The following is a 26,051-nucleotide window of genomic DNA, read 5'->3' as shown; positions in this document are numbered from 1 at the left end:
TGTCACGTGGCTAGACGGCGCGTGCTGCGCTTGGCAATGGATTCTCATGGAAGCAGCGCTGACTTTTTTGCAGCAACCCCACATCGCGATTCCGATCGTGGTGGTCACGGTTGTGGCGATCTTTCTGACAGGCCGACGTTGGACGGCGCTTTATGTCGGATTGATGCCGGTGATCAACTGGGCCTTCGCGGGCATCAGCACGATCCCAATCCCGGAAGATTTCGGCGGCGGCTCTTGGCACCCGTTCACGGTGATCACAGGCTTGGTGCTTGTCGTTCGCGATTTCGCGCAACGGGAGATCAAGCACTGGATTTTCGGGGCGATGCTGATCGGGCTCGCGCTTTCGACGCTTACCGCCTGGCCGGTGATCGTGGTGGCGAGCGGTGTCGCATTTCTGGTCAGCGAAACGGCGGACTGGGCGGTCTATACCTTCTCGAGGCGACCGCTTTCGCAGCGCATCATGATCTCAAGCCTCATCTCAGCGCCGGTCGACCAGGTGCTTTTTATCTATCTGGCGTCACTGGTGGTGCCGGGGATTTTCGCCTGGGGCAGCATTGTAACCGGGATTATTTCCAAGCTGATTGGCGCCTATTTCGTGTCTCGGGTGGTGGCGGCGCAGGAGCAGCGAAGGCTCCAAAACGACATGAATCCCACGTAAACCAGGAGTTGGCGCTTGCGCGACGGAATCCCGGCGCGCATAAGCGCAGTGTGAAGAGCCGGTCGTGTTGACCGGCAATGGTGCGAAGTTCCGCAGAGTGCGGCAGAATTTTCTTTCCCCAACAAAGCTGGAATTCGCGGTGACGTGCGTACGCATAAGCGTGCGCGCGGCCGAAGGCATGCGCCTCGGCCTTTTAAATCAGGACAAGTGGAAATGAGCTTCGACGACGATTTCGGCGGCGGTGACGACGACAACAACGACAGAAAGAAAGACAAGCGCGGCGGTCGTGGCCGCGAGCGTGACAACGCCACGCCGGACTTCGGCGGCGAAGGCGGCGGCTTCGGCGGCGGCGACCGCTTCGGCGGCGGCGGCGGCGGCGGTTACGGCGGCGGCGGTGGCGGTGGCTATCGCGGCGGTGGCGGCGGCTACGGTGGCGGCGGTGATCGCGGCGGCGGTGGCGGGGGCTATCGCGGCGGCGGCGACCGTGGCGGTGGCGGCGGTGGTGGTTACGGCGGCGGCGGATATCGCGGCGGCGGTGGCGGCTTCGGCGGCGGTGATCGTGGCGGCGGCGGTGGCTATCGCGGCGGCGGCGGTGGCGGCGGCTACGGTGGTGGCGGCGGCGGCGGTGGATTCCGCGGCGGCGGCGGTGGCGGCGGTGGTTTCCGCGGCCCGCGTGAAGGCGGCGGCGGCTTCGGCGGCGGCGATCGTCCTCCGCGTCAGCCCCTGGGTGACCCACAAGATGGCGTCGTGAAGTTCTTCAACGGTGCGCGTGGCTTCGGCTTCATCACGCCGGACGGCGGCGGCGCGGACGTTTTCGTCCACGTCAGTGCTGTTGAGCGCGCTGGCCTCACGCAGCTGGTCGAAGGCCAAAAGGTCAACTTCCAAACCCTGCCCGACACCAAGGGCAAAGGTCCAAAGGCCGTGAACCTGAAGATCAACGACTAAGCTCTGAGAGCCTAGACAGACGGAGGCCCGTGGGAGCGATCCCGCGGGCCTTTTACTTTTTCTGCCTTCAGCGCCGCGTCACTGCAGCGGCATGAATATCTCGATGCGCGTTGGCACCGCGCCATCGGCGCTGCCCTGCTGATGCAGAACCTCCCACGGCAGGCCGCCTTCGCGGCCAGCAATGCGGTGCGCCTGCATGTACGCGTTCATTTGCGCGTAGGCGGCTTGGATATTGGCGCGATCGCCCTCGACCAGGACGTGCATGGCCTGGCCCGACGGCGTTTCGCCAACTTGCACGCCAACAACGCTGAGCGGGGTTGCGCCAGAATAAGGATAACCGACGCGAAAACTGATGCGGTTGTTCTCATAGGAGGTCACGACCCGGGTCAGCGCACCGGCTGGTGTAAGCTGATACTGGGTCATGAAATCACGGACCTGGTTGATGCCCATGGCTTCGGCCCGCTCCATCTCCGCGAGATTTTCGAGCGAGGTCTCAACCGTCGAATAGACGAACATCTGCGGGGCGATTTCATCGAATTGCGGGTTGAGCGCTTCGAAGTTCACGTTCGGCAATTGCTCGGCGAGCGTTTTCAAACGCCCGAGGCCGCTATCCAATTCCTTCTCAACCATGCCGCGCAGAATGAGGTTCATGTAGCGGCACGGGACGTTGATCCAGCCTTCGCCACACTCGGCGGTGACGGTCCAGGCGACGGCAGTGCCGCCTTCGACGGCACGCAGGATCATGTCGGCGTTGAGCGTTGCGCGCTCACCCATTTCGAGGATGCTCTGCACTTCCTCGTTGGGCACAGAGTCAACGATCGACATACGGCCGGAGCCGACTTCACGGACATCAGAGACCCAGCGCATGGTCTGCCCTTCGCCGGCGTCGCCCGAGAATGTGTAGTCCGCGTCCGGGTCGCGCGCGTAGTACGGCGACCACTCCTTGGCGATCTTCAGATCGTTCACCATAGCGAACACAGCTGCTCGCGGACGCTCAACCGTTAGGGTGCGCGTGACCTCAAGCGAGTTGGGCAGCAAAAACGTGCCGACCGCGAAAAGCGCGCCCAACACGAGCGCGACAACCAGCAGCAATCCAAGAAACCACTTCATGCGCTAGCCCCCGCGCGTAAGCGTAAGGCTCTATCATTGGCGCGGAACCGCCGCCACGACACGCCATGCATGCTTGCATGACGCTGGTCCGCCTCGCGCCTAGCGCGAACGTACGCAAACAGATTGTGTGGCATCACCCCACCCGGACGACGCCCTCCCAGCCGGGAATTTGGTTACCACAGGGAAAGGCTGGCCGTCAGCCCAGTGCTGCAGATGCTCAAACGCGTGTGGCGTCCCAGACATCAAACTCGTGCGCGATGCAGCGTTCCATCATTTCGCGCCAAACAGGCTCGGCGATGGCCCAAGAAAGGCCATGGCGCTCGGCCTCGGCTTTCACGTTGGCGAGCACCTGATTGATCCGGGCTTCGTCGCGAACAACCTCGCGGCTGGGCTTAATCCGGGCAGCGGCGTGCATGTAGCCCTGGCGGCGGGTGATCAGCGCCACCAGCATACGATCGATCTCGTCGACGCCTGCACGGACCTCGATCATCGTCTTGCAATCGTCTGGATCTAGAGCCTCAAAGCGGGTTTCCACCGGCGCTTCGATACGGTTGAGATTTTTCATGGGGATTACCGTGGCTGGGGTCGCAGCTGGCGTCCAGGGGGCGCGGGGCCGCAGGACCAGAGGTTCCAGGCGCCATGCCTGGGATCGGGCCGCGCCCGACCCCATTTGTGACGCTACACTGATGACTCGATGAGCGGCGCCGACAAACCCACCTTGCCCTCGCTGGAGCATTTGCCCAGCGAAGATGCGCCAACGCCCGCGATGAAGGGCATCGAAGCTGTTCGCGATACATGGAAGCGGCTGCCGACCAAACCCGGCGTCTACCGGATGCTCGGGACCGATGGCGAAGTGCTCTATGTGGGCAAGGCCAAAAACCTGAAGAACCGCGTCGGCCAGTATGCGCAAGGACGCGGCCACACCAACGCAATCCATCGGATGATCCATCAGACGGTCTCGATGGAGGTGATCGTCACGGCGACGGAAACCGAAGCGCTGCTGCTCGAAACCAACATGATCAAGCGGCTGCGGCCGCGTTACAACGTGCTGATGCGGGACGACAAGAGCTTCCCGTACATCGCCATTCGCACCGATCATGCTGTGCCGGTCCTGCAAAAGCACCGCGGCGCGAAGAGCTTCAAAGGCAAGTTCTATGGACCCTTCGCCAGCGCCGGCGCAGTGAACCGCACACTCAACACATTGCAGAAAGCATTTCTGCTGCGTTCTTGCTCCGATTCAACGTTCAGCGGGCGTACGCGTCCGTGCATGCTTTATCAAATCAAACGCTGTTCAGCGCCGTGCACGGAGCTGGTGAGCGAGGCCGAGTACGCCGCCTTGGTGAAGGATTCTGTGGACTTCCTAGAAGGCCGCTCAGCGGCGCTGCAGGATCGGCTCGCCATTGAGATGCGTGAAGCCGCTGAGAAGCTGGAATTCGAGCACGCGGCGCGACTGCGCAACCGCATCCGAGCACTGGCGAGCGTGCGCGCCTCACAAGGCATCAATCCGCATACATTCGATGAGGCTGACGTGTTCGCGCTCTACGTCGAGGGCGGACAATCGTGCATTCAAGTGTTTTTCTTCCGCGCCGGTCAGAACTGGGGCAACCGCGCCTACTTCCCGCGTCACGGCGCCGAAGAAGCGGCGGAGGAAATCCTTTCGGCGTTCATCGCGCAATTCTACGACGACCGCGAACCGCCAAAGCTTGTGCTCAGCAATATCGAACCAACGGACCGCGAGCTGCTGGAAGAAGCGCTGTGCGTGCGAGCCGAATGCAAGGTCGAAATCCGCAAGCCGGAGCGTGGTGAAAAGCGCGAGATCGTGGATGCGGCGCTGCTCAATGCGCGCGAAGCGCTGGGCCGGCGGATGGCGGAAACCGGCAGCGTCGCGAAACTTCTGGATGGCGTCGCGGAAGTGTTCGGGCTTTCGCAGCGGCCGGAACGGATTGAAGTCTACGACAACAGCCATATCCAAGGCACGAACGCGCTTGGCGCGATGATCGTCGCCGGACCCGAAGGCTTCACAAAGAACCAGTATCGCAAGTTCAACATGAAGTCGGAGGAGTTTCAGGGCGACGACTTTGCGATGATGAAGGCGATGATCCGGCGCAGGTTTGCGCGGATGCTGGCGGAGCGCGAGGAATCCGCCTTCTCTCTTGCAGAGAAGGGGCTGGTGGATGAAGGGCGAGCCGACGATCAGGCGAGGGATCAATTAAACGCCCCTCACCCGCCGACCCTATCTCCGCAAGGGAGAGGAGGAGCTGTGAGCGACGGCGGCGTCGATTTTTCCAAAGAGCGCGATGAGTCCGAGCGCGATACGAAATTCGGCGCCTGGCCCGATCTCGTGCTCATCGACGGCGGCGATGGTCAGCTCAATGCAGCGCTCGAGGCGCTCGATGAATTGGGATTGAAGAACCGCATCATTATTGCGGGCATCGCCAAGGGCGTCGATCGCGACGCTGGGCGCGAGCGCTTCTTCATTCCGGGCAAGCCGGCATTCCGGCTCGACGAGAAAAGCCCCGTCCTCTACTACCTGCAGAGGCTCCGGGACGAAGCACACCGCTTCGCGATCGGCGCTCACCGCGGCAAACGCAGTGCTGGGCTCGTGAAAAATCCGCTCGACGAAATCGGCGGCATTGGTCCGGCGCGCAAACGCGCTTTGCTTGATCGCTTCGGTTCCGCGCGCGGCGTCTCGCGTGCAGCATTGGCGGAGTTGGAAGCGGTTGAAGGCGTCAACACAGAACTGGCAAAGCGGATCTATGACTTCTTCCACGACAACAAACGCTAACGCCGCGGCGGGCAAGAGCCCAATCCCTACGCTGCTGACTGTGTACCGCATTGTCATGGGACCGGTGGTGGCTGGCATGATCCTGTGGGCCGCAACCTTGGTGCATGCCGATCCACAAATCGCGGGGCTCATCTACGCGATCATCTTCATTGTGTTCCTTACCGCTGCGGCGACGGATTGGTTGGACGGCTATCTCGCGCGCAAATGGAATGCGGTGACGCCACTCGGCGCAGCGCTGGATCATGCGGCCGATAAGGTGCTGGTGACGTGCGCGCTGGTTGCGCTCGCCTACGCGGCGCTGCCAATGATGCTGGTCGCGGCGACAATCTTGATCTTAGGGCGCGATGTCGGTGTCGCCGGATTGCGCGAAGGGATATCGGCGCAAGGCAAATCGCTGCCGGTCGGCCAATTGGGAAAATGGAAAGCAGCGGCGGAGATGGCCGGCGTTGGCGCGTTTCTCGCTTTTCAGGCGTCGGTGCAGCTTTCAGCGCCGATCAGCGTCGTTCTTGGATTGGATTGGGCCGCGCGGCTGCTGATTTGGTCGGCGGCGGTATTGGCGCTGGTCAGCGGCGCGCAATATGTCGGCGCGCTGATGAAGCGGACTTAGTCCGGACGACCGAATTCGATCGTGTTGAGCACGAAGATCGCCACGATGAAGACGCCGATGGCAATGAGCGCAGCCATGTATTTCCCCGGATCCGAAAACCTGAAGTTCGGCTCTAGCTGATCCGCCCCGCCCCCGCCAAGGGGCTATCGGTCACACGTGCTGAACGACTGACAGGAGGTTCAGGTCGGGGTCATGGAACCAGGCGACTTTGGCGCCGTCCGGTGCGGTCCAGATGCCCCGCGCGTCCTGCACGAAGAAACCGAAACGAGCGAAAATGACGCCCTTGGCGGTGAGCCCGTCCACGACCTGTTCGATGTTGTCCACGGTGAAGGCAAGGACGGCATAGCCGGCCGGCGTCACGCCGGGCACGCGCGAAACGCGGACCCGCGCGTTTGCGCCTTCAAACACGAGAGCAAAACCATCATCGCTAATGAATTTGAGGCCAAGTATATCGGCATAGAACGCTTTCGCGATCTCTGGCTTCACCGTCCCTACGAGCGCTGTGATCTGCGCAGTCGCGAGCATGAGCGGCCCTCCTTCACGTCATTCGTTACGCCCAGCGTGGCGTGCGGTCTAGCAAAGTCGCATAGCGCAAAAGTGTGCGAGGCTAGTGGCGAACATGGTGGCGGCGACTTCATGGGCGCTGCGGCCGTAGAGTTCGGAATGGCCCGCTAGCGCCGGGGCGATTGCCTCGGCGGTGTGCTTGCCGCTCGCATAGGCGGCGATGAACACCTTTTCGAGCGGCGTCACGCGCACGCCTGCGCCCAGCACCGGAGAGGCGAGCACGGCGCCATTGTCGCCTGAAAGGCCGAGAACATAAGCGTTGAGCGCGGCGCAACGCGGCGCGGCAATCTCCTGCTCTGCCGAGGACAGCGCAGGGCGAACGACGTTGACGGCCGCCAACATAATGATGCGGGTGATGAGATCGTCGATCGCGATGTCAGGCAAAGCCGCTTCGATGTCGGCGAGTGTGTGCGGGCCGTCGCCCAGCTCCGCCATGGCGTTCATCACCGGCGCGCAGCCGCGGGCGCCGAGATCGAGCTCGCCCCACGGGCTTGGCCCTTTAAGGCGCACGCTGTGCGGTTGCGCGATCAGCAGGAAAGCTTGGCGGCGGAAATGGTCGCGCCGCTCCTCAGCGTTGAGGGTCGCTACTTGCCTTGTGAAAATATCCTGGCGAAAGCCCATGCCTTGGAACGCTTCGCGCGCGGTTTCGCGCAGCATTGGGGTTTGCAGCTTTGCGACGAGCGCCTGCCCGCTCGGGCCAAGCACCAGTTCATCGTCATGCGTAATCAGCGGAAACTGGGCGCCAAAGCGTAGGCCGGCGGGCGCGAGCGCAGCTTCAACCTCGGCCAACGACATCAGTTTCCAGTCGTCGAGAAAGTATTCCTGCTTGAGATAAACGGCGTCGCGCACGTCCATGCCGGCAAGCTCAGTTGCGGCGATGGGGTTCTCCTTGAAATAGGCGGCCCCCGCCCCTTGGAGCGAACGAGCGAACGCGACAGCATCACTGACGTCAGCGCTTTTCACATCACCGGATTCAGCCAAATAGAGCTTCATCATCTGACGCAGATAGACAACGGACGACCAGCCGGCGGTGTTGTTGTAGCTGACGTAAAAGAGGCCGCCGGGTGCAAGCTTACGCTGCAGAAGCGCGACTATGGCGGCGCGGTCCTCGTCGGGCACCCAGGTCCAGATACCGTGGGCGGCGATGATGTCGAAGGCGGGAAGATCCTCGCGGGTTAGCAGCTCGGCGAATGAGTCCGGTAGGAAGCGCGCGCGTGCGCCGGAGACGGAAGCGATGGCGCTGGCGCCATCAACGTGAGCCTGAACGAAATCGTTGCCCCAGAATTCGCCGTCATTGGCGGCGGCGTGGATATTCAATGAAAAGCCCGAGCCAAAGCCGAGTTCAAGATAGCGGAGCGGACGGTTGGCTTCGAACTTAACGCCGCGGCTGAGCAAAGCCAGGCGGATCTCCGCGGGCGACAGACCGACGAAATACGTCTCCGGATAAACGAGTTTGCGCAAATCTACGGGTTCGTCGGTCGCCATCGCGCTCTTCTAGACGCGAGGACCCAAAAACAAAACCGCCGGCCATTGCCGGCGGCTCGTGTCTTTGATCAGGCGCCTTGTGGCTGAGCGCCGCCCCAGGCGCCGGAATGCGGCGCTGGCTGGCCGTCGTCGTCCGTGACCGGCAAAGCCGGCGTTGGCGCGGACGGCGTCGAAGGCGTGTCATCCGGACGATCGAGCTTTTCGCCCCGGAGGATGATCGCAATGTCTTCACCCGAGAGAGTTTCGTACTCGAGCAGGGCTTCGGCGAGACGCTTGTGATCCTCGGCGCGCTCGGTGAGCACTTGCTTGGCCTTCTCGTAGCCTTCGTTGACGAAGCGCTTCACTTCATCCTCGATCTTCTTCGCGGTGGTGCCCGAAATGTTGTTCGTGCGCGCGACTGAGTGGCCGAGGAAAATCTCTTCTTGATTGTCGCCGTAGGCAACGAGACCAAGATCATCCGAATATCCCCAACGCGTCACCATGTTGCGCGCAAGGCTGGTCGCGGCCTGAATATCCGATGAAGCGCCGGAGGTGACTTTGTCTTTGCCGAAGTGGAGTTCTTCGGCGACACGGCCGCCCATCATGACCGCGAGGCGCGAGGTCATCTGGGTGTAATTCATGGAATAGCGATCGCCTTCCGGCAATTGCATCACCATGCCAAGAGCACGGCCGCGCGGAACGATCGTCGCTTTGTGCACCGGGTCCGATTCCGGCACGTTGAGCGCGACGATGGCGTGACCAGCTTCATGCCAGGCGGTGAGCTCTTTTTCTTTCTCGCTCATCGCCATCGAGCGGCGCTCGGCGCCCATCATAACTTTGTCTTTGGCGTCCTCGAACTCGCGACCGGTAACGACGCGCTTGCCGCGGCGCGCCGCAAGAAGCGCCGCTTCGTTGACGAGATTGGCAAGATCGGCGCCCGAAAAGCCCGGCGTGCCGCGCGCGATGGTTTTCAGATCGACGCCTTGCGCCACCGGCACATTGCGGGTGTGAACCCGGAGAATCTTTTCGCGGCCAGCGACATCCGGGTTGGGCACGACAACCTGACGGTCAAAGCGGCCCGGACGCAGCAGCGCAGGATCCAAGACGTCGGGGCGGTTGGTCGCGGCAATGAGGATGATGCCTTCGTTGGCTTCAAAGCCGTCCATCTCGACGAGCAATTGGTTGAGCGTCTGTTCGCGCTCGTCATTGCCGCCGCCAAGGCCGGCGCCGCGATGACGACCGACAGCGTCGATTTCGTCGATGAAGATGATGCAAGGTGCGTTTTTCTTGGCTTGCTCGAACATGTCGCGCACGCGGCTTGCGCCGACGCCGACGAACATTTCGACGAAGTCCGAACCCGAGATGGTAAAGAACGGCACGTTGGCTTCGCCCGCGATCGCGCGCGCGAGCAGCGTCTTACCAGTACCTGGCGGGCCGACGAGCAGCGCGCCCTTCGGAATCTTGCCGCCGAGGCGTTGGAACTTGCCCGGGTCCTTCAGGAACTCGACGATCTCGCCAAGCTCTTCCTTGGCTTCATCGATGCCGGCGACATCTTCGAACGTGATGCGGCCTTTGGCTTCGGTGAGCAATTTTGCCTTCGAACGGCCAAAGCCCATGGCGCCGCCACGACCACCACCTTGCATCTGACGCATGAAGAAGAACCAGGCGCCGATCAGCAGCAACATCGGAAGGATCGCGAGCAGCATGTCGCCGATGCCTGGGCCCTGCTTGGGCTGCTTGGTGTCGACCATGACGCCGGCCGTATCGAGGCGCTCGACGACGTTGGCCATCGTGCCGCTCGGCAAATAGGTGACGAACGTTTGTTTACCGTCTTTGGCCGTCGCGAGCAGCGTGTCGGCTTGCGTGGTGACGCTGGCGATGCCGCCGGCGTCAACGCGGTCCATCAGCTGCGAGTATGGCAGCTCCGTCGCGTTACGCAGAGCGCTGTTGCCGCCGTTCATGGCGGCAAACAGAACCACAAGCACCAGAGCGATAGCGCCCCAGACAAGCAATGAACGGATGGGCATAAATTGGTCCGACCTTCTGGTCCGCGCTCCGGCCCGGCTCGCGGCAATAATTTCTTCAGCAAGATAGGGACCGCGCCCGCTGCTGAACACCCCTTACTGCCATCAAGCGGGTCAAGGGCGGGTGAACGCATAGGTTGGAAATGGGGCGAAAATCATGGTTTCGCGTGGTTAATGTCCGGAGCGACGGCGTGTGCAATGCGCTCTGCGGTGAGCGGGCGCAGACTGAGTATGCCTTCAACTTCGGCGTAGGGCGCTGGCGGCGAGCCATTTTCGAACGCTGCGAGCGCGTCGTTCCGCGCTGGAACAACGCGCCAACCGGGCTCAGACGCTGTGATCGCCAGGCGGCCATCCCAAATTGCTTCCTTATTTTGGATCAGCGACAGTGGGGCGATTGCCGGCACGCCATCGGTGCGACCGAGCACAGCGCCGCGTTCACGTTCCAGCGTGACGCCATGTTTCGCTGGTGAGAACGCAACGCCAGTGTGCGTTTCGCCGCGATAGCCGGCGCTGAAAATCCGTTGTTCGAGTTGCTCCACCTCGCCCCAAGAAGGTTCGCGTGACGCCCCGGCGGCGGCGGCAATCAAGATGGATAAGGCGCGGCATCGCACATCGCGCGGGCCCGACCAGACAACACCTTTGATGGAGATGGAGAGTCCAACGCTCGCGGCGCTGGCGATGAGCTGCAATGCAGCGCGATCAAGGAGATCAGAGCGAGCTCGCAGGCGCTTGGCGATGTGCACCAGCCGCGAAGGCTCAAAACCATTAGCTTCAAGTTGGCTAAGGCGCGCACGGACGCGAACGCGCTCGAACTTGGGATTGGTGTTGGCTGGATCCTCGATCCACGCAGCGCCCTCTTCTCGAAGATACGAACGCAGTTCATCCCGACGCGCGCCAAGCAAAGGACGCGCGAGCGCGATGCCGCGCCCCTCAGGCCAGATCGGTGCGAAGGCAAAAGCTGCGATGCCAGCGAGGCCGCGCCACGCAGAGCCGTTGGCGGCGCGCATCAGCAGAGTTTCTGCCTGATCGTCGCTGGTGTGCGCTGCGGCGATGGTGTTGAGGCCTTCAGAACGTGCGTGCTCGCAGAGCGCTCGATACCGCGCTTCACGCGCCGCTTGCTGGGCCCGATTGGCGCCCTCTTCCCAGCTCACGGTAAGGACCGATGCCGCAACACCAAGCGCATCCGCAAAGCTACGCGCGCGCGCCGCGTCATCTGCAGAGCCATCGCGAAGAGCGTGATCGACGATCGCCGCATGCAGCCGATGCGCACCGCATTCGGCGACAAGCAGGCGCATGAGCGCAACGGAATCACCCCCGCCTGATAATGCGATAAGCACCGGCCTTTCGCCGGTCCACGCCATCATGCGCTCGATCGTTAGCCGATCGAGCATGAGACGAGCTTAGGCGGGGCAGTTCGCGGCGCGCGCTTCGCGGGTGGCGAGGTCACGGACGTTGCGCGGCGCTTGAGGATAGCGCGCGGTGAGTGAGGAGAATGCGCCGCAGGCCTGGCGAAGCTCGGCGGCGTCGTTGGAGCCATCATGGGCCATGCCGGCGAGCGCCATGCCAAGGCGCACCTGCGCTTCGGGCGCACGCGGACCTTGGGGGGTGCGCTGAAGGTATTGAGCAAAGCTCGAAGCGGCATCGCTATAATTATTCCGCGCCAACAGCGTGAAGGCATACCAGAAGCGTGCGTTCGGCGTCTGCACCACGTTGGGGAAGCGTTCGAGGAAATCGGAAAACGCGACTTCAGCCTCGGGATAGCGGCCGGCGGCGAGAAGCGATTGGCCGTGCGCGTATAGCTCGTCGGCGGTGGGGGCCGGCGCCGTTGGGGCTGGCGGCGGTGTCGAAGCGCCAGCGGGTATGGCGCCGAGCGTGCCGGTGTTGGCTTGTTGCGCGGAATTCAGCCCGGTCGGCGCCGGGCCGGCATCAGCTCGCGGCGAGGTTGGCGGCGCGGCGCCGGTTGCGGGCGCAGTCGCTTCTGCGGGCGGCGACGTGAGCGATTGGTTCACCCCCGCGAGTTCGCCAACCATGCTGCGCAGACGCTGAATTTCGCGATCGCGCTGGTTGATTTCGTACTGCAGACGCTCGTTCTCGGCGGTCGCTTCGGTCAGCTGCTGTTGCAGTTCCTCAATGCGATCCTGACGCTCTTCGGCGGAGCCGATTTGCTGCGGCGGCGGCAAACGCGTTTGCGCTAGGGCCGGCGCGGAAAACAGAAGCCCGGCCGCAGCGAAAATCGCCGCGAGCCGGGTTGTTGCCTGATTGAAGGCCAAACGTTGGGTCATGGGAGAGTTCCTAGTCCCCGCGTTCGGGCCAAATTTTGACGCTTACGAGACAGCGCCGCTAACGATGTTGGTGTGTGCGTTTCTGTTCACACTCCAAGCTTCCTCGTTCACGCGTGCATCGAGCGGGCGCTCTTTGCCGTACGAGACGGTTTCAACACGGTTCTGTGCGATGCCGAGCGACACCAGATAATCGCGGGCGGCAGCAGCGCGGCGGGCGCCGAGTGCGAGATTGTATTCGCGGGTGCCGCGCTCATCGCAGTTGCCGGCGACGAGGATACGGACGTTCGGATATTGACGCAGCCAAGCAGCTTGGCGCTCAAGCACCGAGCGGGCTTCTGCGGAAAGATCGAAACGATCGTAGCCGAAGAAAACGCGGTCGCCGACGGAGACGCGGAAATCTTCAACTGAGCCCGGGGTTGGACCAGATGGTTGAGTGACCGGCGGTGTGGTCGGACCAGTAGGACCAGTCGGCGTCGGCTCAGGGCGGCTTGCGCACGCGGCCAGTGTGGCCACAGCGGCCAATGCAAGAACGGTATTACGCATTAGGACAATTCTCCCCTAGTGAGCGGCGCATTCGGCGGTCGCCGTACCCCCGGTACAAGAATGCAAACCTTACAGAGCCGGTTCCTAGCCGACAATCATGTTCCGGTCATGGCAGTAAGGGCGACCACGCCGGATCAGACGCGTCAGTTTGCGTTGGGATCCGGCGTAAATTTCGCCCGGTTAGGTCAACAGACCACAATTGTGGACCCTCGCCGCGACCTTCGCGGAAGAACATAATGACACGACCGTTTGGTGACCAGGTCGGTGACTCATCGAGATAGCTCTCGGTTAAAATCCGTTCACCGCTCCCATCCGGGCGCATGACGCCGATCGCGAAGCGGCCGCCGCTTTGACGCGTGAACGCGATGAGATCGCCGCGCGGCGACCAAACCGGCGTCGAGTAACGGCCTTCTCCGAAGCTGATGCGGCGTTGGCCCGAGCCGTCGGCGTTCATCACGTAGAGCTGGGGAGAGCCGCCGCGATCCGAGTTGAAGACGATCTGCGCACCGTCAGGCGAATAGCTGGGCGATGTGTCGATCGCGGGCTGATTAGTTAGACGCTGACGCGCGCGCGTACCGAGATCCATCGAGAAGATCTCGGAATTGCCGTTCATATCGAGCGTGAACACGATGCCGTTTCCATCGGGACGGAAACGTGGCGCAAAGGTCATGCCGGGGAAGTCACCCAAGACTTCGCGGCGGTTGGTGTTCAGATTGTAGAGGAAGACGCGCGGCGCGCCGGTTTCGAAGCTCATATAGGTGAGAATGCGCGTGTTTGGCGCAAAGCGCGGCGTCAGCACCATGGCGTCAGGGCCGGTGAGGAAGCTCGGATTGGCGCCGTCCTGATCCATGATCATCAGCCGCTTGATGCGGCGCGTGCGCGGGCCGCTCTCCGACACGAAGAGGATTTGGGTATCGAAATAGCCGCGCTCGCCAGTGAGCTGTTCATAGATCTGGTCGGCAATGCGGTGCGCGATGCGGCGCCAGCCGTCTGGCGTGCGATCGATCTGGAACGCCGTCATCTGCGCTTCGCCAAACACGTCCCAAAGACGAAAGACGACGCGGATGCGGCCATCCGGCAGTGCTTGCACTTCGCCGACGGCGAGTGCTTGCGCGTCGATGATTTTCCAATCGGCGAAACGCGGCGGCACTTCGAGTGCTTGAATGCGCTCGATGAAGGCGTCGGTCCCGATGGAGCGGAAGAGACCTGAGCGCTCGAGGTCGGCGCGGATCACGCCGGAAATATCGCGACCGACTTGCTGCGCGGCGGCGTTGGCGCCGAGAAAGTCGATGACGGCCACGGGCGTCGGGTTCAAGTGGCCCTGGGTGATGTCGACGTGGACACGGCCGATGGCCTGCGTTGGCTGTTGTGCGAAGGCGGGCGCCGCCATGCACAGGATCGACGATACCACCGCCAGCACGATCATTCTGATGAGACGCATCGGCATTTCCTTAAGGCGCTTGAACTCTGAACGTATAGTCTAATTCATCCCACGCGTCGTAATGAGGGCCGACAGCGGGATCTTCCGGAAAAAACGAAAAGTTGCATGATCTGACCGCGCGCAACGCCGCCTCGACGGCGGCGCGCATGTGCGGATCGAACGTCGTATTGGTGGGCGACACAACGCGCGGCTGACCACGAAGGTTGCCGTTGCGATCGAGTTCGAACGACAAGGTCACCACCAAGCGCTCGGGATCGGGCAAATCCGCCGGCATGCGCCAGCAGCGCAACATGGCGCGCTGTGTGAGCGCTGAGACCCGATCTTCCAACGCGACGCGCTCTGCCGTGCCAAGGCCGCCGCCGATTTGATCGCGATCGGAGGTCTCGCCGTGCTCACGGCGACGGCGCTGCTCGGCGTCGCGGTTCAGCAAGTCCTGCGTTGCGCCGACGTTGAACTCTTCTTGCGGCTGGCGCGGACGGCGTGGCGCGGGTTCAGGCGTCAAAGAAGGCGCCTCCTGCTCTTCCGATGGCGGCGCCTCAGATCCCGAAACTTCTTCATCGGGCACATCGCGGGCAAGCGCACGCACGTTCGATTCTGCCGCAACATCGACAATCTCGACCGGCACGACGGTGCCCGATGAAGGCAAGATTGTTGAGCGCGTTTCCCACGCGAGCATCGTCAAGACGACGAAGCCGACGTGCCCTATTGCGGAAACGACCCAACCGGCGCGCATGTCACTGCTCGCGCTGGGTGTCAGCCCGGCGGGGGCCATCGCGCGTATCCGTCACAAGACCGAGATTTTGGAAACCCGATGAGGACAAGCGGGCCATGACGTCCGCGACCATGCCGTAATCGGCAGTAGCGTCGGCGCGAATGAAAACGCGCCGATCGTAGCCTTCGCGCGAAATGGCGCGCATTTGCGCAACCAGCTCGTCCGGCGTCACCACGGTTTCCTGCACATAGATGGTGCCGTCTTCGCGGATCGTGATCGAGAGCGGATCAGTTTCGCTTTCGAGCTGCTTGGCGTCGGTGCGTGGCAACTCGACTGGAACACCGACCGTGAGCAACGGCGCGGTGACCATGAACACGATCAACAGCACCAGCATGACGTCCACAAATGGTGTGACGTTGATCTCACTCAGGCGTCCACGTCGCGATCCACGTCCGCGGCGGCGTGAGGAAGCGGCAAGCCCGCCCGCCATTAGCCGCGCTCGCTGAGGCGGCGCGACAGACGCGCAGCGACTTCATCGCTGAAGGTTTCAAGCCGATCGCCGAAGCGTTCGAGATCGCCGTTGAACTTGTTGTAGAAGATAACTGCCGGGATGGCGGCGACGAGACCGAGTGCGGTGGCGAACAGAGCTTCGGCGATGCCGGGCGCGACGACAGCGAGATTGGTTTGCTGTTGCGCGGCGATGTTGGTGAAGGCGTTCATGATGCCCCACACCGTGCCGAAGAGACCGATAAACGGCGCCGAGGCCGCAACGGTCGCGAGGACGCCCATGTTGCGCGAGGCGCGGCCCAGTTCGCGAGAGACCTGCGCCTGCATCAGACGATCAACGCGATCGAGCATGAGCTGAGCATTCTCCCCCGCCGTGCCGGTGCGGCGCGCTTCACGCCACTCACGCGAGGCGGCGGCGTAGACGCGCGCGAGAGCATCGCGGGGCTTGTCGCTGCGATCTTCCAATTCATCGAGTGAACGGCCTGACCAGAACTCACGCTCGAAGCGGCGCGCATTCTGTTCGAGGTCGCCGAACTGCATCCACTTTTCGACTGCGATCGCCCATGACCACACCGAGGCCACAGCCAAAATCAGCATGACGCCCTTCACGACCGGATCGGCCTGGAGAAAGAGGGTCAATACTGTGATCTGCTCTGCGCCGGATTCCATGCTCGCTCCCGCTTTCGCGGCCATCGTTTCAGCCGCGTTCCCCATACGGTCTAGAGCCGTATGAGTTTGTCAAAAGCTGGACGCCGAGGGCTCTAGAAATGGTTTAAGCCGTTCCAAAAGCACTCCGGGCGGTTTCTTGGCGCGGCCCGTGAGGCTTATGCAACAGACCTGGACCTTCAAGGTGACCAGGGTTTCGTCGAATTTTTCGATTGCCTGCGAAATGAAGATGCGGGGGCCGCGCATCGTTTCGAACGCGGTTTTTACCACGAGCGCATCGTCGATCCGCGCGGGACGGAGAAAATCGAGCTCCATCTTGTTGACGGCGAAAGCGGTGGGCTCTGCAGCGGCGGCGAGTTCATTATGGTGAATGCCGGCGGCGCGCAGGAAGTCACTCCTGCCCCGCTCGAAATAGCGCAGATAATTGGCGTGATAGACAACGCCGCTGAAGTCGGTGTCTTCGTAATAGATCCGCACCGGCAATTGATGGATACGACCATCGAAGCGGCCGCTGCTGGGCTCGTCACTCATGGCACATGCGATACACGAAGGCGCGACAAGTTAGAACAGCGCCGCGATGGCGGCGGCGCGGACGCGGATCTCTGGTACGGCCGTGGATTCCCAAAAGGCGCCCTGGCTTACGGGACCGATGGCGTAAACGCTGGCCTGGGCCTGACCACGCGCATCGATCACACGAGCGTTGTCGTCGAGATCGAAGCCGATACCGGTTGGGTGTGCGCGGGCGAGGCCCTCGGCGAGCAATTGCTCAATCAGCGGGTCGTTGGAGCGCGTAAAATCCATGTTCGAGCCGGTGCAGTTGATGACCGCAGCGACCTCCAGGCGATGGCGCGCAAGGCTACCCCGCTGGCGATGGAAGACCTCGTAAAGCTTGCCCGATTTTTCGGCGGACACCACTTCGCCAGCGAGAACGCGAAGCTTTCCGGAGGCCTGTAACTCTTGGGCGCGCGCAAAGATTTCAGGTGCGGCGCGGTGACGATGGACATCCCACCAAACGCGCAAATGCCGCAAAAACCGGCGCTGATCCTGGATTGAGAGAGCGCGCCATAGGGTTGGCGTTGCGCTGCGCATGCGATCTACAGCCAACTGCCAAGGCTCACCGCGCTCTGCCATGGCGCGCACTTCACGACGAAACTCGTGCAGAGCCTGACTAAGGCGCGGCGGCAATTCGAGAGGCGTCGATGGCGGCGGTTGCGGCGGATCGAGATGCATGCGCGGCGTCTGTCCGCGGCGCGAAAGCGCATAGATAGTCCGTGTGCGCGAGCGCTCCGCAAGCGAAAGCGCGGCATCGATCATGGTGAGCCCCGCGCCCAAGAGCAGCACGTCGCCTTTGCCGATGCGGCGGATTTTGTCCGCATCCCACGGATTGAGCATCGCGATATTGGCGTCCGCGAACACACCCGGTTGCGAAACCGACTGATTGCCCAAGGCGAGCACGATCGCGTTGGCTTCGATGGATTTGCCGCAATTAAGTTCAACGCGCCACCAGCCCGAGCCGGCGCGGCACGCGACCGCGTCACCACGAATGCGTTTCATACCAGCGCCGAACATCGCCGTACGTTGCGCGCGTTTCAGGACGCTCCTAACATAGTCGCCGAATTGGCCGCGCGCCGCGAAAGTCGTCGGCGCGGCGCCGGTTTTAGATTTCAGCCAGTCGGCGAAGTCGTGGGGCTTATCGGCGTACGCGCTCATGTTTGACGCGCGGACATTCAGCAGATGAGACTTGTCTTTGGTCGAGTAAGCGAGACCCGGGCCGAAGCCATCGCGGCCGATGAGCGTCACGCGCGCGGACTTGCGGCGTGTAATAGCGGCTGCCGCGGCCACGCCGGAAAACCCAGCGCCGATGACGACGACGTGCTTACGCGTCATCGCTTGGGGACCTTTTCGCTGATTTGCCCTGGCGTCACACTAACCCCCTCAGGCTCCATTGTGCCCAATCCCGCACCAATCTGCCCATCCAATACCGCATAGCTTAGCCGTTTCTCCGACAGGCAGATGTTGACATGCAACCATATGGTTGCATATAAGGCGACGTGGACACCGAAGGTGAGGCCGTCGACAGCATTTTCCGGGCCCTGGCTGACCGCAGCCGCCGCTCCCTGCTCGACGCGCTCTATGGGCGCAATGGGCAGACGCTCGGCGAACTCTGCGAAGGCCGCGGCATGACGCGCCAGGCTGTGACAAAGCACCTGGCGATCCTGGAGAGCGCCAATCTTGTGGCGAGCGTGAAGCGCGGTCGCGAGAAGCTGCACTACCTCAACCCGGCGCCCATCCATGAGATCGGCGAACGCTGGATCTCCAAATACGACCGGACGCGCCTTGAAGCGTTGTTCGATCTGAAGAAGGCGTTGGAGAGTGACAATGAATGATGGCGACGAACGCATTGTGCCGCCTGACCTTGTCTACGTGTTCTACATTCGGAGCACGGCGCAGAAGGTCTGGGGCGCGCTCACGAAGAGTGAGTTCACGACCAAGTTCTTCTTTGGCCGCACGGTCGAAAGCGATTGGAAACAGGGCTCACCTTGGAAAATGGTAATGCCGGACGGCACACTCGATGTGTTCGGCGAAGTGTTGGTCAGTGATCCGCCAAAAAAGCTCCAAGTCACCTGGAGCGTCGATTGGATTGAGGAGGCCGACAAGCCCGGCCCCGCCATCATTACATATGAGATCGAGCAAGCGGGCGATGCCGTGAAACTCACGATGACGCAACACAGCGACTACCCAATCCCGCGCAAATTCATCCAAGCCGGGGCGCAGGGTTGGGCGATTATTCTTTCATCGCTGAAGAGCCTACTGGAAACCGGTCAGCCGTTGGTCGTGAAGATGGAGCCGCCGAAATGAGCGCTCCCATCGTGAAAGCGCAGATGCTGATCCGCCGGCCGGTAGCCGTCGTGTTCAATGCATTTGTCGATCCAGCGGTCACAACGAAGTTCTGGTTTTCAAGATCGAGCGGAAAACTTGAAGCTGGAAGGCGCATTCGCTGGAACTGGGAGATGTACAGCGTTGGCGACGATATCGATGTGAAGACCATCGAGCCGGACACGCGCATCGTGTTCGAATGGTCATTTCCGAAATCAAACCTAGTCGAACTGCGCTTGTCGCAGCACGCCAAAGGTACGTTTGTCGAGGTCACCAATAGCGGCTTGCGCGGCGATGATGTCGTCGCCGAAGCGATGGATCTCACCAGCGGTTGGAACATCGTGCTCTGCGCCGCCAAGGCGTGGCTTGAACACGGCATTGAACTCAAAGCTGTCGCCGACAAGGCGCCAAATCATAACGTTGAAGGGTGGGATTAATGAGCAAGCCGGAGTTTGTGTACGTCATCTATATTGGCGCGCCGAAACAGAAGATCTGGACCGCGATCACCACAGGTGAGCACACGAAGACATTTTGGAAGCGCTACGTGAAATCGGATTGGAAGGTCGGATCACGCGTTGAGTTTATGTATCCGGACGATCAAGCCAAGCTCAGCCACGATGGCGAAGTTCTGGAGATCGATCCGCCGAACCGCTTGGTGATGACGTTCGATCTGAAGCCAGAAGGCATCGACGAGGCGCCTTCGCGCGTGACCTACGAACTGGAAGAGCACGAACTTGGCACAAAGTTCACGGTGATCCACGAGGGCTTCCCGCCGGATAGCAAAGTACTGCCGGGCATCTCCAATGGCTGGCCTCGCATTCTCTCAAGTATGAAGAGCTACATCGAGAGCGGCAAACTGGGCTGAGGCAGAGTTTGGACGGCCTTGGCGTTGGCTGAGGCCGTTTTGTCGCGAGACGGCGTGCGAATGCGAGCTATGGTGAGGCTTAAAGGAGCTTCAAGCATGGGATCGACACTCATAACCGGCGCCAATCGCGGCATTGGATTGGAGGTTTGCCGCGAGCTGAAAGCGCGTGGCGATGATGTGATTGCGGTTTGCCGCAAAGGCTCGGCAGAACTTGATGCGCTGAACGTGCGCATCGAGCCTGGCATTGATGTCAGCGATCCCGCATCGATCGCGCAGCTGGCAAAGCGCCTTGCCGACGTGAAGCTCGACTTGCTCATCAACAATGCCGGCGTGTTGCACAGCGAGAGTCTCGATCGCATGCGTTTCGACGACATTGAGAAGCAATTCGAGATCAATGCACTGGGGCCTTTGCGTGTAACGATGGCGCTGCTGCCCCTGCTCCATGACAGCAGCAAGGTTGTGATCATCACGAGCCGCATGGGTTCGATGGCGGACAATGGCTCCGGCGGCTATTATGGCTACCGGATGTCGAAAGCGGCGGTGAACGCCGCGGGCGTTTCGCTGGCGCACGATCTGAAGGCCCGCGGCATCGCCGTCGGCCTGATGCATCCTGGCATGGTGGCAACGGACATGACGGGAAAGAACGGCGTTCCAGTCGCCGATGCGGCGCGTTCATTGGTTGAGCGCATTGGGGCGCTGACATTGGCGTCGAGCGGACGCTTCGTCCATGCCGGCACCGGCGAGGAATTGCCCTGGTGAGCGAGCCACAATTACAAATCCGCGTCATTCCGGTGACGCCGCTGCAGCAAAATTGTTCGTTGATCTGGAACGAGGCGACCAAGAACGCGGCGCTGGTCGATCCGGGCGGCGACATCGATCGCTTGCTGGGCGTACTCGAACAATTTGGTTTAGAGCTCACGCGTATCTGGCTGACGCACGGCCATTTCGATCACGCGGGCGCTGCGGCCGAACTGCGCGAACGCACCGGCGTCTCCGTTGAAGGCCCGCATCGCGACGACCAATTCTGGCTCGATCTCATCGAAGAAAGCGCACAGCGCTACAGCGTTAGCGGCCTGCGCAACGTTACACCGGATCGCTATTTCGAAGACGGCGAGACGCTTGAGTTCGAGGGCGTGCGCTTCGACATCTCGCACACGCCAGGACACACCCCTGGCCACGTCGTCATTCACAATACCGAGCTAAAGATCGCATTCGTCGGTGACGTGCTCTTCGCCGGCTCGATCGGTCGCACGGATTTTCCACGTGGCAATCATGAGCAATTGATCCACTCGATCACGAGCAAACTTTGGCCGCTCGGCGACGAGATTGCGTTTGTGCCGGGACACGGACCGACGTCAACGTTCGCTCGCGAACGGCAAAGCAACCCCTTCGTGGCCGATCGGATCACCGGCTATGCGGGCGCGACGACGCACGCGCCTGATATCGGCGAGCAGCGCGCGTCGAAGCGCTGGAGCTAGGCGAAGATCGCCACATTCTGACGGCCAGCGGCAACGAGATCGCCTGCCTCGTTCCACATCGCCATGTTTTGCAGTGAATAGCCGCTCGCGGCCTGTTCGCTCGCGGCCCAAAGAAGGTGCCAGCCATCGAGGCTGGACGGGACGCGGGCGACATCAACGGTCCAAGTCATCGTGCTGATCGGCGCGGGTTGTGGGAAAACGACCATCGCCGCCGGCGGCAGGCAATCGGCGAGCGCGAGCAGCGCGGTTGTTGGGTCGGCGCCTCCGGTATCGAGAAAGCGAGTCCACACCGCGAACTCGGGGCGCGCTGCGTCCTTGTCGAACAGGCGGTTGCCGGAGGCGAGACGGGTCTCAAAATTATTCCAAAAGCCGCGTGGCGCGGCGGCGCCTTCTTTGCGAAACGAATTGCACACCTCTGGAGCGGGCACGTTTGGCATCGCAAGGAAGTCATGCGTCACCTTGCTGTCGCGGCCGGCGCCAAACACAAAGAGCGCGCGCGCAGCTGGCCCCTCTTCGTTGAAGCAATCGGCGCCGATCAGCGCCGATGATTTGCCGCGGCGCAGCAGCGTCGAGGTGAACCGCAATTTTCCCGCGGCCGGGCCAATGAAGGTGAATTGCGAAGAGCGCAACGGTCCGAGGCCTTCATGAGAGCGACGGACCGCTTCGTGCGCGAGCGCTGCGGTGATGCCGCCGTAAAGCGTGCGCCCCTGGGCCCAATCGGCGGGCGCTTCAATGGTGAAGCCATCGGTTTCAGGGACGAGCGTTTCGACGACGGCGCGAAGTGAGGACATTCAGCCGTTCTGCGTCCACACACGTGCGAGCACAACGGCGCCGCAAAGGAAGCCGTTGATTTCGAGGGAACCTGAAGGCGGTGTGCGCCGTCGCGCTGACGTTTCTCACCGACGCGACCTCAGGGACGCAAAAAATGGCCCGCGCCATGCCCCGAGGCAGCCAAGACAAGATCCGCGTGGCCGAGCACCATTGGCATGATTCTACTCGATGGCGTTCGCGAACGCGCATGGCGCGTTGGGGACCTCTGCAAGAGCGCCAGCACGATTTTGAACGCGACGTCGCTGTATCATCATCCGGCGATGATGGCGCGTCACATCCAAAGCAGCTCGATGCGCTCAGCGATCTCTTGATTGTCGGTCTTTCGAGCTGACGAGCGTTTCGCACGCCAGCCTTGAGGGCATGGCGTGCGATTTTGGCTAGATCAGGTGGCGCTATCGTCCGGCGCTGTGCGCGCAGCTTCACGGCGCAGTACACGCTCGAGCAAAGCGGCGCCTTCCGTCGTGTTCTTCAATGCTTCGAGCATGCCGCCGATTGCGGTGCCGCCACGCGGTGAGATGAGACTCATCGCGTCTTGCACGCCCTGCACGGTGTCGCCGGTGTTGGCGATGACCTTCACCTCGGCTTGCCCGATGGCCTTCGCCTGCTCGACGCCCACTTGGGTGTAGGCTTCAACGCCGCGGATCGAGACGAGATAGGCTTGGTAACCCTCGTTCTGACCGATCTCCTTGGCGAGTTCGATTTGCGCGGCGACCGGCGCAAGCTGCAGCGCTTTTTCGGCGTCGGCCTTGGCATTGCCCTCGACGCGGATGCCTTCGGCGGCGAGCTTGGTAGCCTGCAGATCACCGTCGGCGCGCAGAATAGTCGTCTCCTTGTCTTGTGACGCAGCGACGACTTGCTGATCCTTGGTGATTTCGGCCTGGCGCATGGTCGCGACGCGGACGACCTGCATTTCCCGTTCACGGGTGATGGCGGCTTCCGCTTGCACTTCTTGTGAAGCGCGTTCGGTTGCGATGCCGACCTGTTTTTCCTTCTCGGCGGTGCGCTGGCCGACGACTTGCTGGGCTTCCTGTTCGCGTACTTCGACTTCCTGCCGCGCCGCGATTTCTGCGGTCTGTGCGGCGCGAAGGTTGTTGGCGACCTCGATGCGGCTCGTCATTTGAATGTTGGAGGCCTTCATCGCCATGATGTCAGCAATCACGCGCGAGCCCTCGGCATCGCGAACGTCCATCAATTCCATGTTCTTGACCGGCTCCACGCCCCAGTTCGCAAGCTCGGTTGCGACCTCCTGAGTAAATTGGGCGCCGAACGTCGCCCGATCGACCATGATCTGGTGAATGTCGTGCGTGGCCAGAATTTTGCGCGCCGCGCCCTGCACGATGAAGTGCAGCTGCGCGATCAGCTCTTTCATGTTGGCGATGCGCGCAGCGGCGACGTTGGTATCCGCGATACGGAAGAACGCGGTGAGATCGAGCCGGAACGGCACCCGGTCCTTGTCATAGGCCTCGTAGCCTGACAGCGAGAGTTCAAAGTTGTTGACCGGCAGAATGATACGGCTGACGCCGATGAACGGCATCCAGCTGGGCCAGTTATAGTAGACGTTGCCAGCCTTCTGACCGGCGCCATAGGAGGTCGTTTTACGGCGTGACTGCACGGTGTGGACCATGTTGGTCGGCACCACGACCCGTAGCAGGATCGAAATCAGAAGCAGCGCGGCGAGCGCCACGACGATGATCATTGGCAGTGACGGCGCGATATCGGAGAACGCGCCAAACAAGTCAGACATCTCGTCTCTTCCCTCTCGCCCGCCTGCGATGTTGTACGTGCGCAAACTGGCTACGCCTTTGATGTAAGCGCCCCGCAAGGGAGTTTGAGATATGGCGCACCGAATTTCGCGCCGAAATCGACCCCGCACGCGCGCTGTTATAACGAAACACTGCCGGGGTGGCGCACGAGCTGAAAGACAGCACACGGATTGGGCGAAAAGCCCACGCGTAACACGTCGCGATAAAAGTCTGCTATACCCACGCCATGCCGCAGACGCCGCACCAACGCGCCGAAGCTGAACTCACCAAGCACTGTCTCACCTTTCCCGAAACGAGCGCGGGCCCCGGCTGGCAGACGACGCGCGGCCTTTATGTGCGCCAGAAAATGTTCTGCGTGTTCGGCGCGAAGGGCGAGCCGCTGAATGAGCTGACCGTGATCATGAAACTGCCGATCTCGGCGGAGATGGCCGCGGAGCTGCCGTTCGTCCGCGAGGCGCGAGGCTGGTTCAAACAACACAATTGGGTCACCGCGCATTTTGGTAGCAGCGATGATGTGCTGGCCGAGATTGAGACATTAAAGGGCTGGTTGAAACAGAGCTACGTTGCTGTTGCGCCGAAAAAACTAGGACGGATGCTACCCTAGACGCGCGCTGCTCTCGTTACAAATATGGGCGGAGCGGCATACAACAACAAGACTGCCCATCGATGCTCTACTCCGTTAGAGAGCGGCCCCTCCTTGGCTCCAGGCTTCGGTCGCAGCACGCCTCAGGAGTTCGCGCATGACCGAACCGGCAGCTCCCGCGAAACCGAAGAGCGGCGCGCCGGCGGCTTAGACTTATTTTTCGCCGAACAAGCTACCGCTCGCAGGCGGAGCACTCGGCGGCTTTTTACCAAGCCGCTCATAAGCTTTCGGCGCGGCGACGCGCCCACGGGGCGTGCGCATAACCAAGCCTTGTTGCATCAGGTATGGCTCGATCACGTCCTCCAGCGCATCACGCGCTTCAGCGAGCGCGGCAGCGAGTGTTTCGACACCAACCGGGCCGCCGGAATAGGTTTCGACCAGCGCATGAAGGTAGCGGCGATCAAGCAGATCAAGGCCATCGCTATCGACTTCAAGGCGCTTCAACGCGCGGTCCGCGACCGCTGCATCGATCACATCGTCACCTGCGAAATCGCGAACACGTCGGAGCAAGCGCACCGCGACACGCGGTGTGCCGCGTGCACGCTTGGCAATTTCCATGGCGCCTTCAGTCGTGATCGGCGCGCCGAGCTTGCCGGCGGCGCGAGTGACAATGCCTAGCAATTCGTCAGGGCCGTAAAATTCAAGCCGCACCGGAATACCAAAGCGATCACGTAACGGCGTGCTCAACATGCCTGCGCGCGTCGTGGCGCCGACGAGCGTAAATGGCGCAAGATCAATTCGCACGCTGCGCGCCGAGGGGCCCTCGCCGATAATGATGTCGAGGTGATAATCTTCGAGTGCGGGATAAAGAATTTCTTCGACCGCAGGCGCAAGGCGATGGATCTCGTCGATGAAGAGCACGTCGCGCGGCTCAAGATTGGTGAGCAACGCCGCAAGATCACCGGCGCGCGCGATCACTGGACCGCTAGTGGCGCGAAAGCCGACGCCAAGCTCGCGAGCAACGATCTGGGAAAGCGTGGTCTTGCCAAGGCCAGGCGGGCCGAACAGCAGAACATGGTCCATGGCTTCGCCGCGCGAACGAGCGGCGTCGACGAAGACTTTGAGGTTCGCCTTGGCGGCGGGCTGGCCGACAAATTCATCGAAGCCCTGCGGACGGAGCGCACGGTCGGCGCCCTCTCCTGGCATGCGATCGGATGTTACGAGGCGTTCTGCTTCGGCCATGGGCCTTCCTAGCTCGATTCGGGTTTCCGGATTGTTCCGCCGCCCACGCTCTATGCACCTGTGGATAAGTTTCAAAATGAAACGTCGGCTTTGGCGGCGGCGCT

At 61.9% G+C, this 26,051-nt stretch carries 29 protein-coding genes; 12 read left to right on the top strand and 17 right to left on the bottom strand.

What is annotated here, in order from left to right; genetic code table 11:
* The first annotated feature begins 46 nt into the window (after nucleotides 1-46).
* Complete coding sequence (locus tag ATE48_RS13950) at nucleotides 47-658, top strand: VUT family protein (RefSeq protein WP_156767776.1); 612 nt, start codon at nucleotides 47-49, stop codon at nucleotides 656-658.
* 213 nt (nucleotides 659-871) lie between these two features.
* Nucleotides 872-1,603 carry a cold-shock protein gene (locus tag ATE48_RS20470; protein ID WP_083197356.1) on the top strand — a complete coding sequence of 244 codons (732 nt, stop codon included), beginning with the start codon at nucleotides 872-874 and terminating at the stop codon, nucleotides 1,601-1,603.
* A 78-nt stretch (nucleotides 1,604-1,681) separates the two neighbouring features.
* Here the strand turns inward: ATE48_RS20470 and ATE48_RS13940 are convergent, their stop codons facing one another.
* Together ATE48_RS13940 and ATE48_RS13935 are read right to left on the bottom strand one after the other, a co-directional pair.
* Nucleotides 1,682-2,713: an SRPBCC family protein gene (locus tag ATE48_RS13940; protein WP_066772488.1), complete on the bottom strand. Its 1,032-nt coding sequence runs from the start codon at nucleotides 2,711-2,713 to the stop codon at nucleotides 1,682-1,684.
* 217 nt (nucleotides 2,714-2,930) lie between these two features.
* Entirely contained in the window at nucleotides 2,931-3,278 is a 348-nt protein-coding gene (locus ATE48_RS13935) for a chorismate mutase (RefSeq protein ID WP_066772487.1), read from the bottom strand.
* Between the two features lie 129 nt (nucleotides 3,279-3,407).
* Here ATE48_RS13935 and uvrC point away from each other — a divergent pair, with 129 nt between their 5' ends.
* Entirely contained in the window at nucleotides 3,408-5,498 is a 2,091-nt protein-coding gene (gene uvrC / locus ATE48_RS13930; protein ID WP_066772486.1) for an excinuclease ABC subunit UvrC, read from the top strand.
* On the top strand, nucleotides 5,470-6,105 hold the full coding sequence (pgsA, locus tag ATE48_RS13925; RefSeq protein WP_083197355.1) for a CDP-diacylglycerol--glycerol-3-phosphate 3-phosphatidyltransferase: 636 nt from the start codon (nucleotides 5,470-5,472) through the stop codon (nucleotides 6,103-6,105). The genes uvrC and pgsA overlap by 29 nt, the downstream gene beginning before the upstream one ends.
* A gap of 150 nt (nucleotides 6,106-6,255) precedes the next feature.
* On the opposite strand, the gene ATE48_RS13920 is transcribed toward pgsA, so the two are convergent.
* The 12 genes from ATE48_RS13920 to ATE48_RS13865 all read right to left on the bottom strand — a co-directional run bounded on the left by ATE48_RS13920 (nucleotide 6,256) and on the right by ATE48_RS13865 (nucleotide 18,195).
* Nucleotides 6,256-6,630 carry a VOC family protein gene (locus tag ATE48_RS13920; RefSeq protein WP_066772483.1) on the bottom strand — a complete coding sequence of 125 codons (375 nt, stop codon included), beginning with the start codon at nucleotides 6,628-6,630 and terminating at the stop codon, nucleotides 6,256-6,258.
* 48 nt (nucleotides 6,631-6,678) lie between these two features.
* Nucleotides 6,679-8,154 carry a class I SAM-dependent methyltransferase gene (locus ATE48_RS13915; protein ID WP_066772481.1) on the bottom strand — a complete coding sequence of 492 codons (1,476 nt, stop codon included), beginning with the start codon at nucleotides 8,152-8,154 and terminating at the stop codon, nucleotides 6,679-6,681.
* Nucleotides 8,155-8,222: 68 nt separating this feature from the next.
* Complete coding sequence (gene ftsH / locus ATE48_RS13910; protein WP_066772479.1) at nucleotides 8,223-10,160, bottom strand: ATP-dependent zinc metalloprotease FtsH; 1,938 nt, start codon at nucleotides 10,158-10,160, stop codon at nucleotides 8,223-8,225.
* Nucleotides 10,161-10,312: 152 nt separating this feature from the next.
* Nucleotides 10,313-11,548 carry a tRNA lysidine(34) synthetase TilS gene (gene tilS, locus ATE48_RS13905; protein WP_066772477.1) on the bottom strand — a complete coding sequence of 412 codons (1,236 nt, stop codon included), beginning with the start codon at nucleotides 11,546-11,548 and terminating at the stop codon, nucleotides 10,313-10,315.
* 9 nt (nucleotides 11,549-11,557) lie between these two features.
* The gene (gene bamD, locus ATE48_RS13900) at nucleotides 11,558-12,439 is read right to left on the bottom strand and encodes an outer membrane protein assembly factor BamD (RefSeq protein ID WP_066772474.1); all 882 of its coding nucleotides are present in this window, start codon (nucleotides 12,437-12,439) and stop codon (nucleotides 11,558-11,560) included.
* A gap of 42 nt (nucleotides 12,440-12,481) precedes the next feature.
* On the bottom strand, nucleotides 12,482-12,982 hold the full coding sequence (gene pal / locus ATE48_RS13895; protein WP_066772472.1) for a peptidoglycan-associated lipoprotein Pal: 501 nt from the start codon (nucleotides 12,980-12,982) through the stop codon (nucleotides 12,482-12,484).
* A gap of 106 nt (nucleotides 12,983-13,088) precedes the next feature.
* Complete coding sequence (gene tolB, locus ATE48_RS13890; protein WP_066775118.1) at nucleotides 13,089-14,423, bottom strand: Tol-Pal system beta propeller repeat protein TolB; 1,335 nt, start codon at nucleotides 14,421-14,423, stop codon at nucleotides 13,089-13,091.
* Nucleotides 14,424-14,433: 10 nt separating this feature from the next.
* Nucleotides 14,434-15,156 (bottom strand): energy transducer TonB, encoded by a 723-nt coding sequence (locus ATE48_RS13885; protein WP_066772470.1) that lies wholly within the window; start codon nucleotides 15,154-15,156, stop codon nucleotides 14,434-14,436.
* A 1-nt stretch (nucleotide 15,157) separates the two neighbouring features.
* Nucleotides 15,158-15,625: a protein TolR gene (gene tolR, locus ATE48_RS13880; RefSeq protein ID WP_066772468.1), complete on the bottom strand. Its 468-nt coding sequence runs from the start codon at nucleotides 15,623-15,625 to the stop codon at nucleotides 15,158-15,160.
* Nucleotides 15,625-16,311, bottom strand: a complete 687-nt coding sequence (gene tolQ, locus ATE48_RS13875; protein WP_228126630.1) for a protein TolQ — start codon at nucleotides 16,309-16,311, stop codon at nucleotides 15,625-15,627. Before tolQ ends, tolR begins: the two co-directional genes overlap by 1 nt.
* Before the next feature lie 69 nt (nucleotides 16,312-16,380).
* Complete coding sequence (ybgC, locus tag ATE48_RS13870) at nucleotides 16,381-16,839, bottom strand: tol-pal system-associated acyl-CoA thioesterase (RefSeq protein WP_066772466.1); 459 nt, start codon at nucleotides 16,837-16,839, stop codon at nucleotides 16,381-16,383.
* A 30-nt stretch (nucleotides 16,840-16,869) separates the two neighbouring features.
* Nucleotides 16,870-18,195, bottom strand: coding sequence for an FAD/NAD(P)-binding protein (locus ATE48_RS13865; protein ID WP_066772465.1), 1,326 nt, complete (start codon nucleotides 18,193-18,195; stop codon nucleotides 16,870-16,872).
* Nucleotides 18,196-18,359: 164 nt separating this feature from the next.
* On the opposite strand from ATE48_RS13865, the gene ATE48_RS13860 reads away from it, so the two are divergent.
* The 6 genes from ATE48_RS13860 (at nucleotide 18,360) to ATE48_RS13835 (ending at nucleotide 21,528) form a co-directional block, all read left to right on the top strand.
* Complete coding sequence (locus ATE48_RS13860) at nucleotides 18,360-18,695, top strand: ArsR/SmtB family transcription factor (RefSeq protein WP_066772464.1); 336 nt, start codon at nucleotides 18,360-18,362, stop codon at nucleotides 18,693-18,695.
* A complete protein-coding gene (locus ATE48_RS13855; protein WP_066772462.1) occupies nucleotides 18,688-19,167 on the top strand; it encodes an SRPBCC family protein in 480 nt (159 codons plus the stop codon). Before ATE48_RS13860 ends, ATE48_RS13855 begins: the two co-directional genes overlap by 8 nt.
* The gene (locus ATE48_RS13850; RefSeq protein ID WP_066772460.1) at nucleotides 19,164-19,622 is read left to right on the top strand and encodes an SRPBCC family protein; all 459 of its coding nucleotides are present in this window, start codon (nucleotides 19,164-19,166) and stop codon (nucleotides 19,620-19,622) included. The genes ATE48_RS13855 and ATE48_RS13850 overlap by 4 nt, the downstream gene beginning before the upstream one ends.
* Nucleotides 19,622-20,050 carry an SRPBCC family protein gene (locus ATE48_RS13845; RefSeq protein WP_066772458.1) on the top strand — a complete coding sequence of 143 codons (429 nt, stop codon included), beginning with the start codon at nucleotides 19,622-19,624 and terminating at the stop codon, nucleotides 20,048-20,050. Before ATE48_RS13850 ends, ATE48_RS13845 begins: the two co-directional genes overlap by 1 nt.
* Nucleotides 20,051-20,146: 96 nt before the next feature.
* A complete protein-coding gene (locus tag ATE48_RS13840; protein WP_066772457.1) occupies nucleotides 20,147-20,809 on the top strand; it encodes an SDR family oxidoreductase in 663 nt (220 codons plus the stop codon).
* The gene (locus ATE48_RS13835; protein WP_066772456.1) at nucleotides 20,806-21,528 is read left to right on the top strand and encodes an MBL fold metallo-hydrolase; all 723 of its coding nucleotides are present in this window, start codon (nucleotides 20,806-20,808) and stop codon (nucleotides 21,526-21,528) included. The genes ATE48_RS13840 and ATE48_RS13835 overlap by 4 nt, the downstream gene beginning before the upstream one ends.
* On the opposite strand, the gene ATE48_RS13830 is transcribed toward ATE48_RS13835, so the two are convergent.
* A complete protein-coding gene (locus ATE48_RS13830) occupies nucleotides 21,525-22,319 on the bottom strand; it encodes a thioesterase family protein (protein WP_066772455.1) in 795 nt (264 codons plus the stop codon). The genes ATE48_RS13835 and ATE48_RS13830 overlap by 4 nt on opposite strands.
* Nucleotides 22,320-22,546: 227 nt before the next feature.
* On the opposite strand from ATE48_RS13830, the gene ATE48_RS19815 reads away from it, so the two are divergent.
* Nucleotides 22,547-22,690 carry a hypothetical protein gene (locus ATE48_RS19815; RefSeq protein WP_156767774.1) on the top strand — a complete coding sequence of 48 codons (144 nt, stop codon included), beginning with the start codon at nucleotides 22,547-22,549 and terminating at the stop codon, nucleotides 22,688-22,690.
* Nucleotides 22,691-22,741: 51 nt separating this feature from the next.
* Here ATE48_RS19815 and ATE48_RS13820 read toward each other — a convergent pair whose 3' ends face one another.
* Entirely contained in the window at nucleotides 22,742-24,103 is a 1,362-nt protein-coding gene (locus ATE48_RS13820) for an SPFH domain-containing protein (RefSeq protein ID WP_228126629.1), read from the bottom strand.
* A 245-nt stretch (nucleotides 24,104-24,348) separates the two neighbouring features.
* Here ATE48_RS13820 and ATE48_RS13815 point away from each other — a divergent pair, with 245 nt between their 5' ends.
* Nucleotides 24,349-24,726 carry an MmcQ/YjbR family DNA-binding protein gene (locus ATE48_RS13815; protein ID WP_066772449.1) on the top strand — a complete coding sequence of 126 codons (378 nt, stop codon included), beginning with the start codon at nucleotides 24,349-24,351 and terminating at the stop codon, nucleotides 24,724-24,726.
* 192 nt (nucleotides 24,727-24,918) lie between these two features.
* Here ATE48_RS13815 and ruvB read toward each other — a convergent pair whose 3' ends face one another.
* Nucleotides 24,919-25,947 (bottom strand): Holliday junction branch migration DNA helicase RuvB, encoded by a 1,029-nt coding sequence (gene ruvB / locus ATE48_RS13810; protein ID WP_066772448.1) that lies wholly within the window; start codon nucleotides 25,945-25,947, stop codon nucleotides 24,919-24,921.
* Nucleotides 25,948-26,051: the final 104 nt, after the last annotated feature.

This window comes from Candidatus Viadribacter manganicus (genome assembly GCF_001679665.1).
Lineage (GTDB): Bacteria > Pseudomonadota > Alphaproteobacteria > Caulobacterales > Aquidulcibacteraceae > Vitreimonas > Vitreimonas manganica.
Note: the sequence above shows the minus strand (reverse complement) of the source record. Positions and strands in the feature narration are given on the sequence as shown.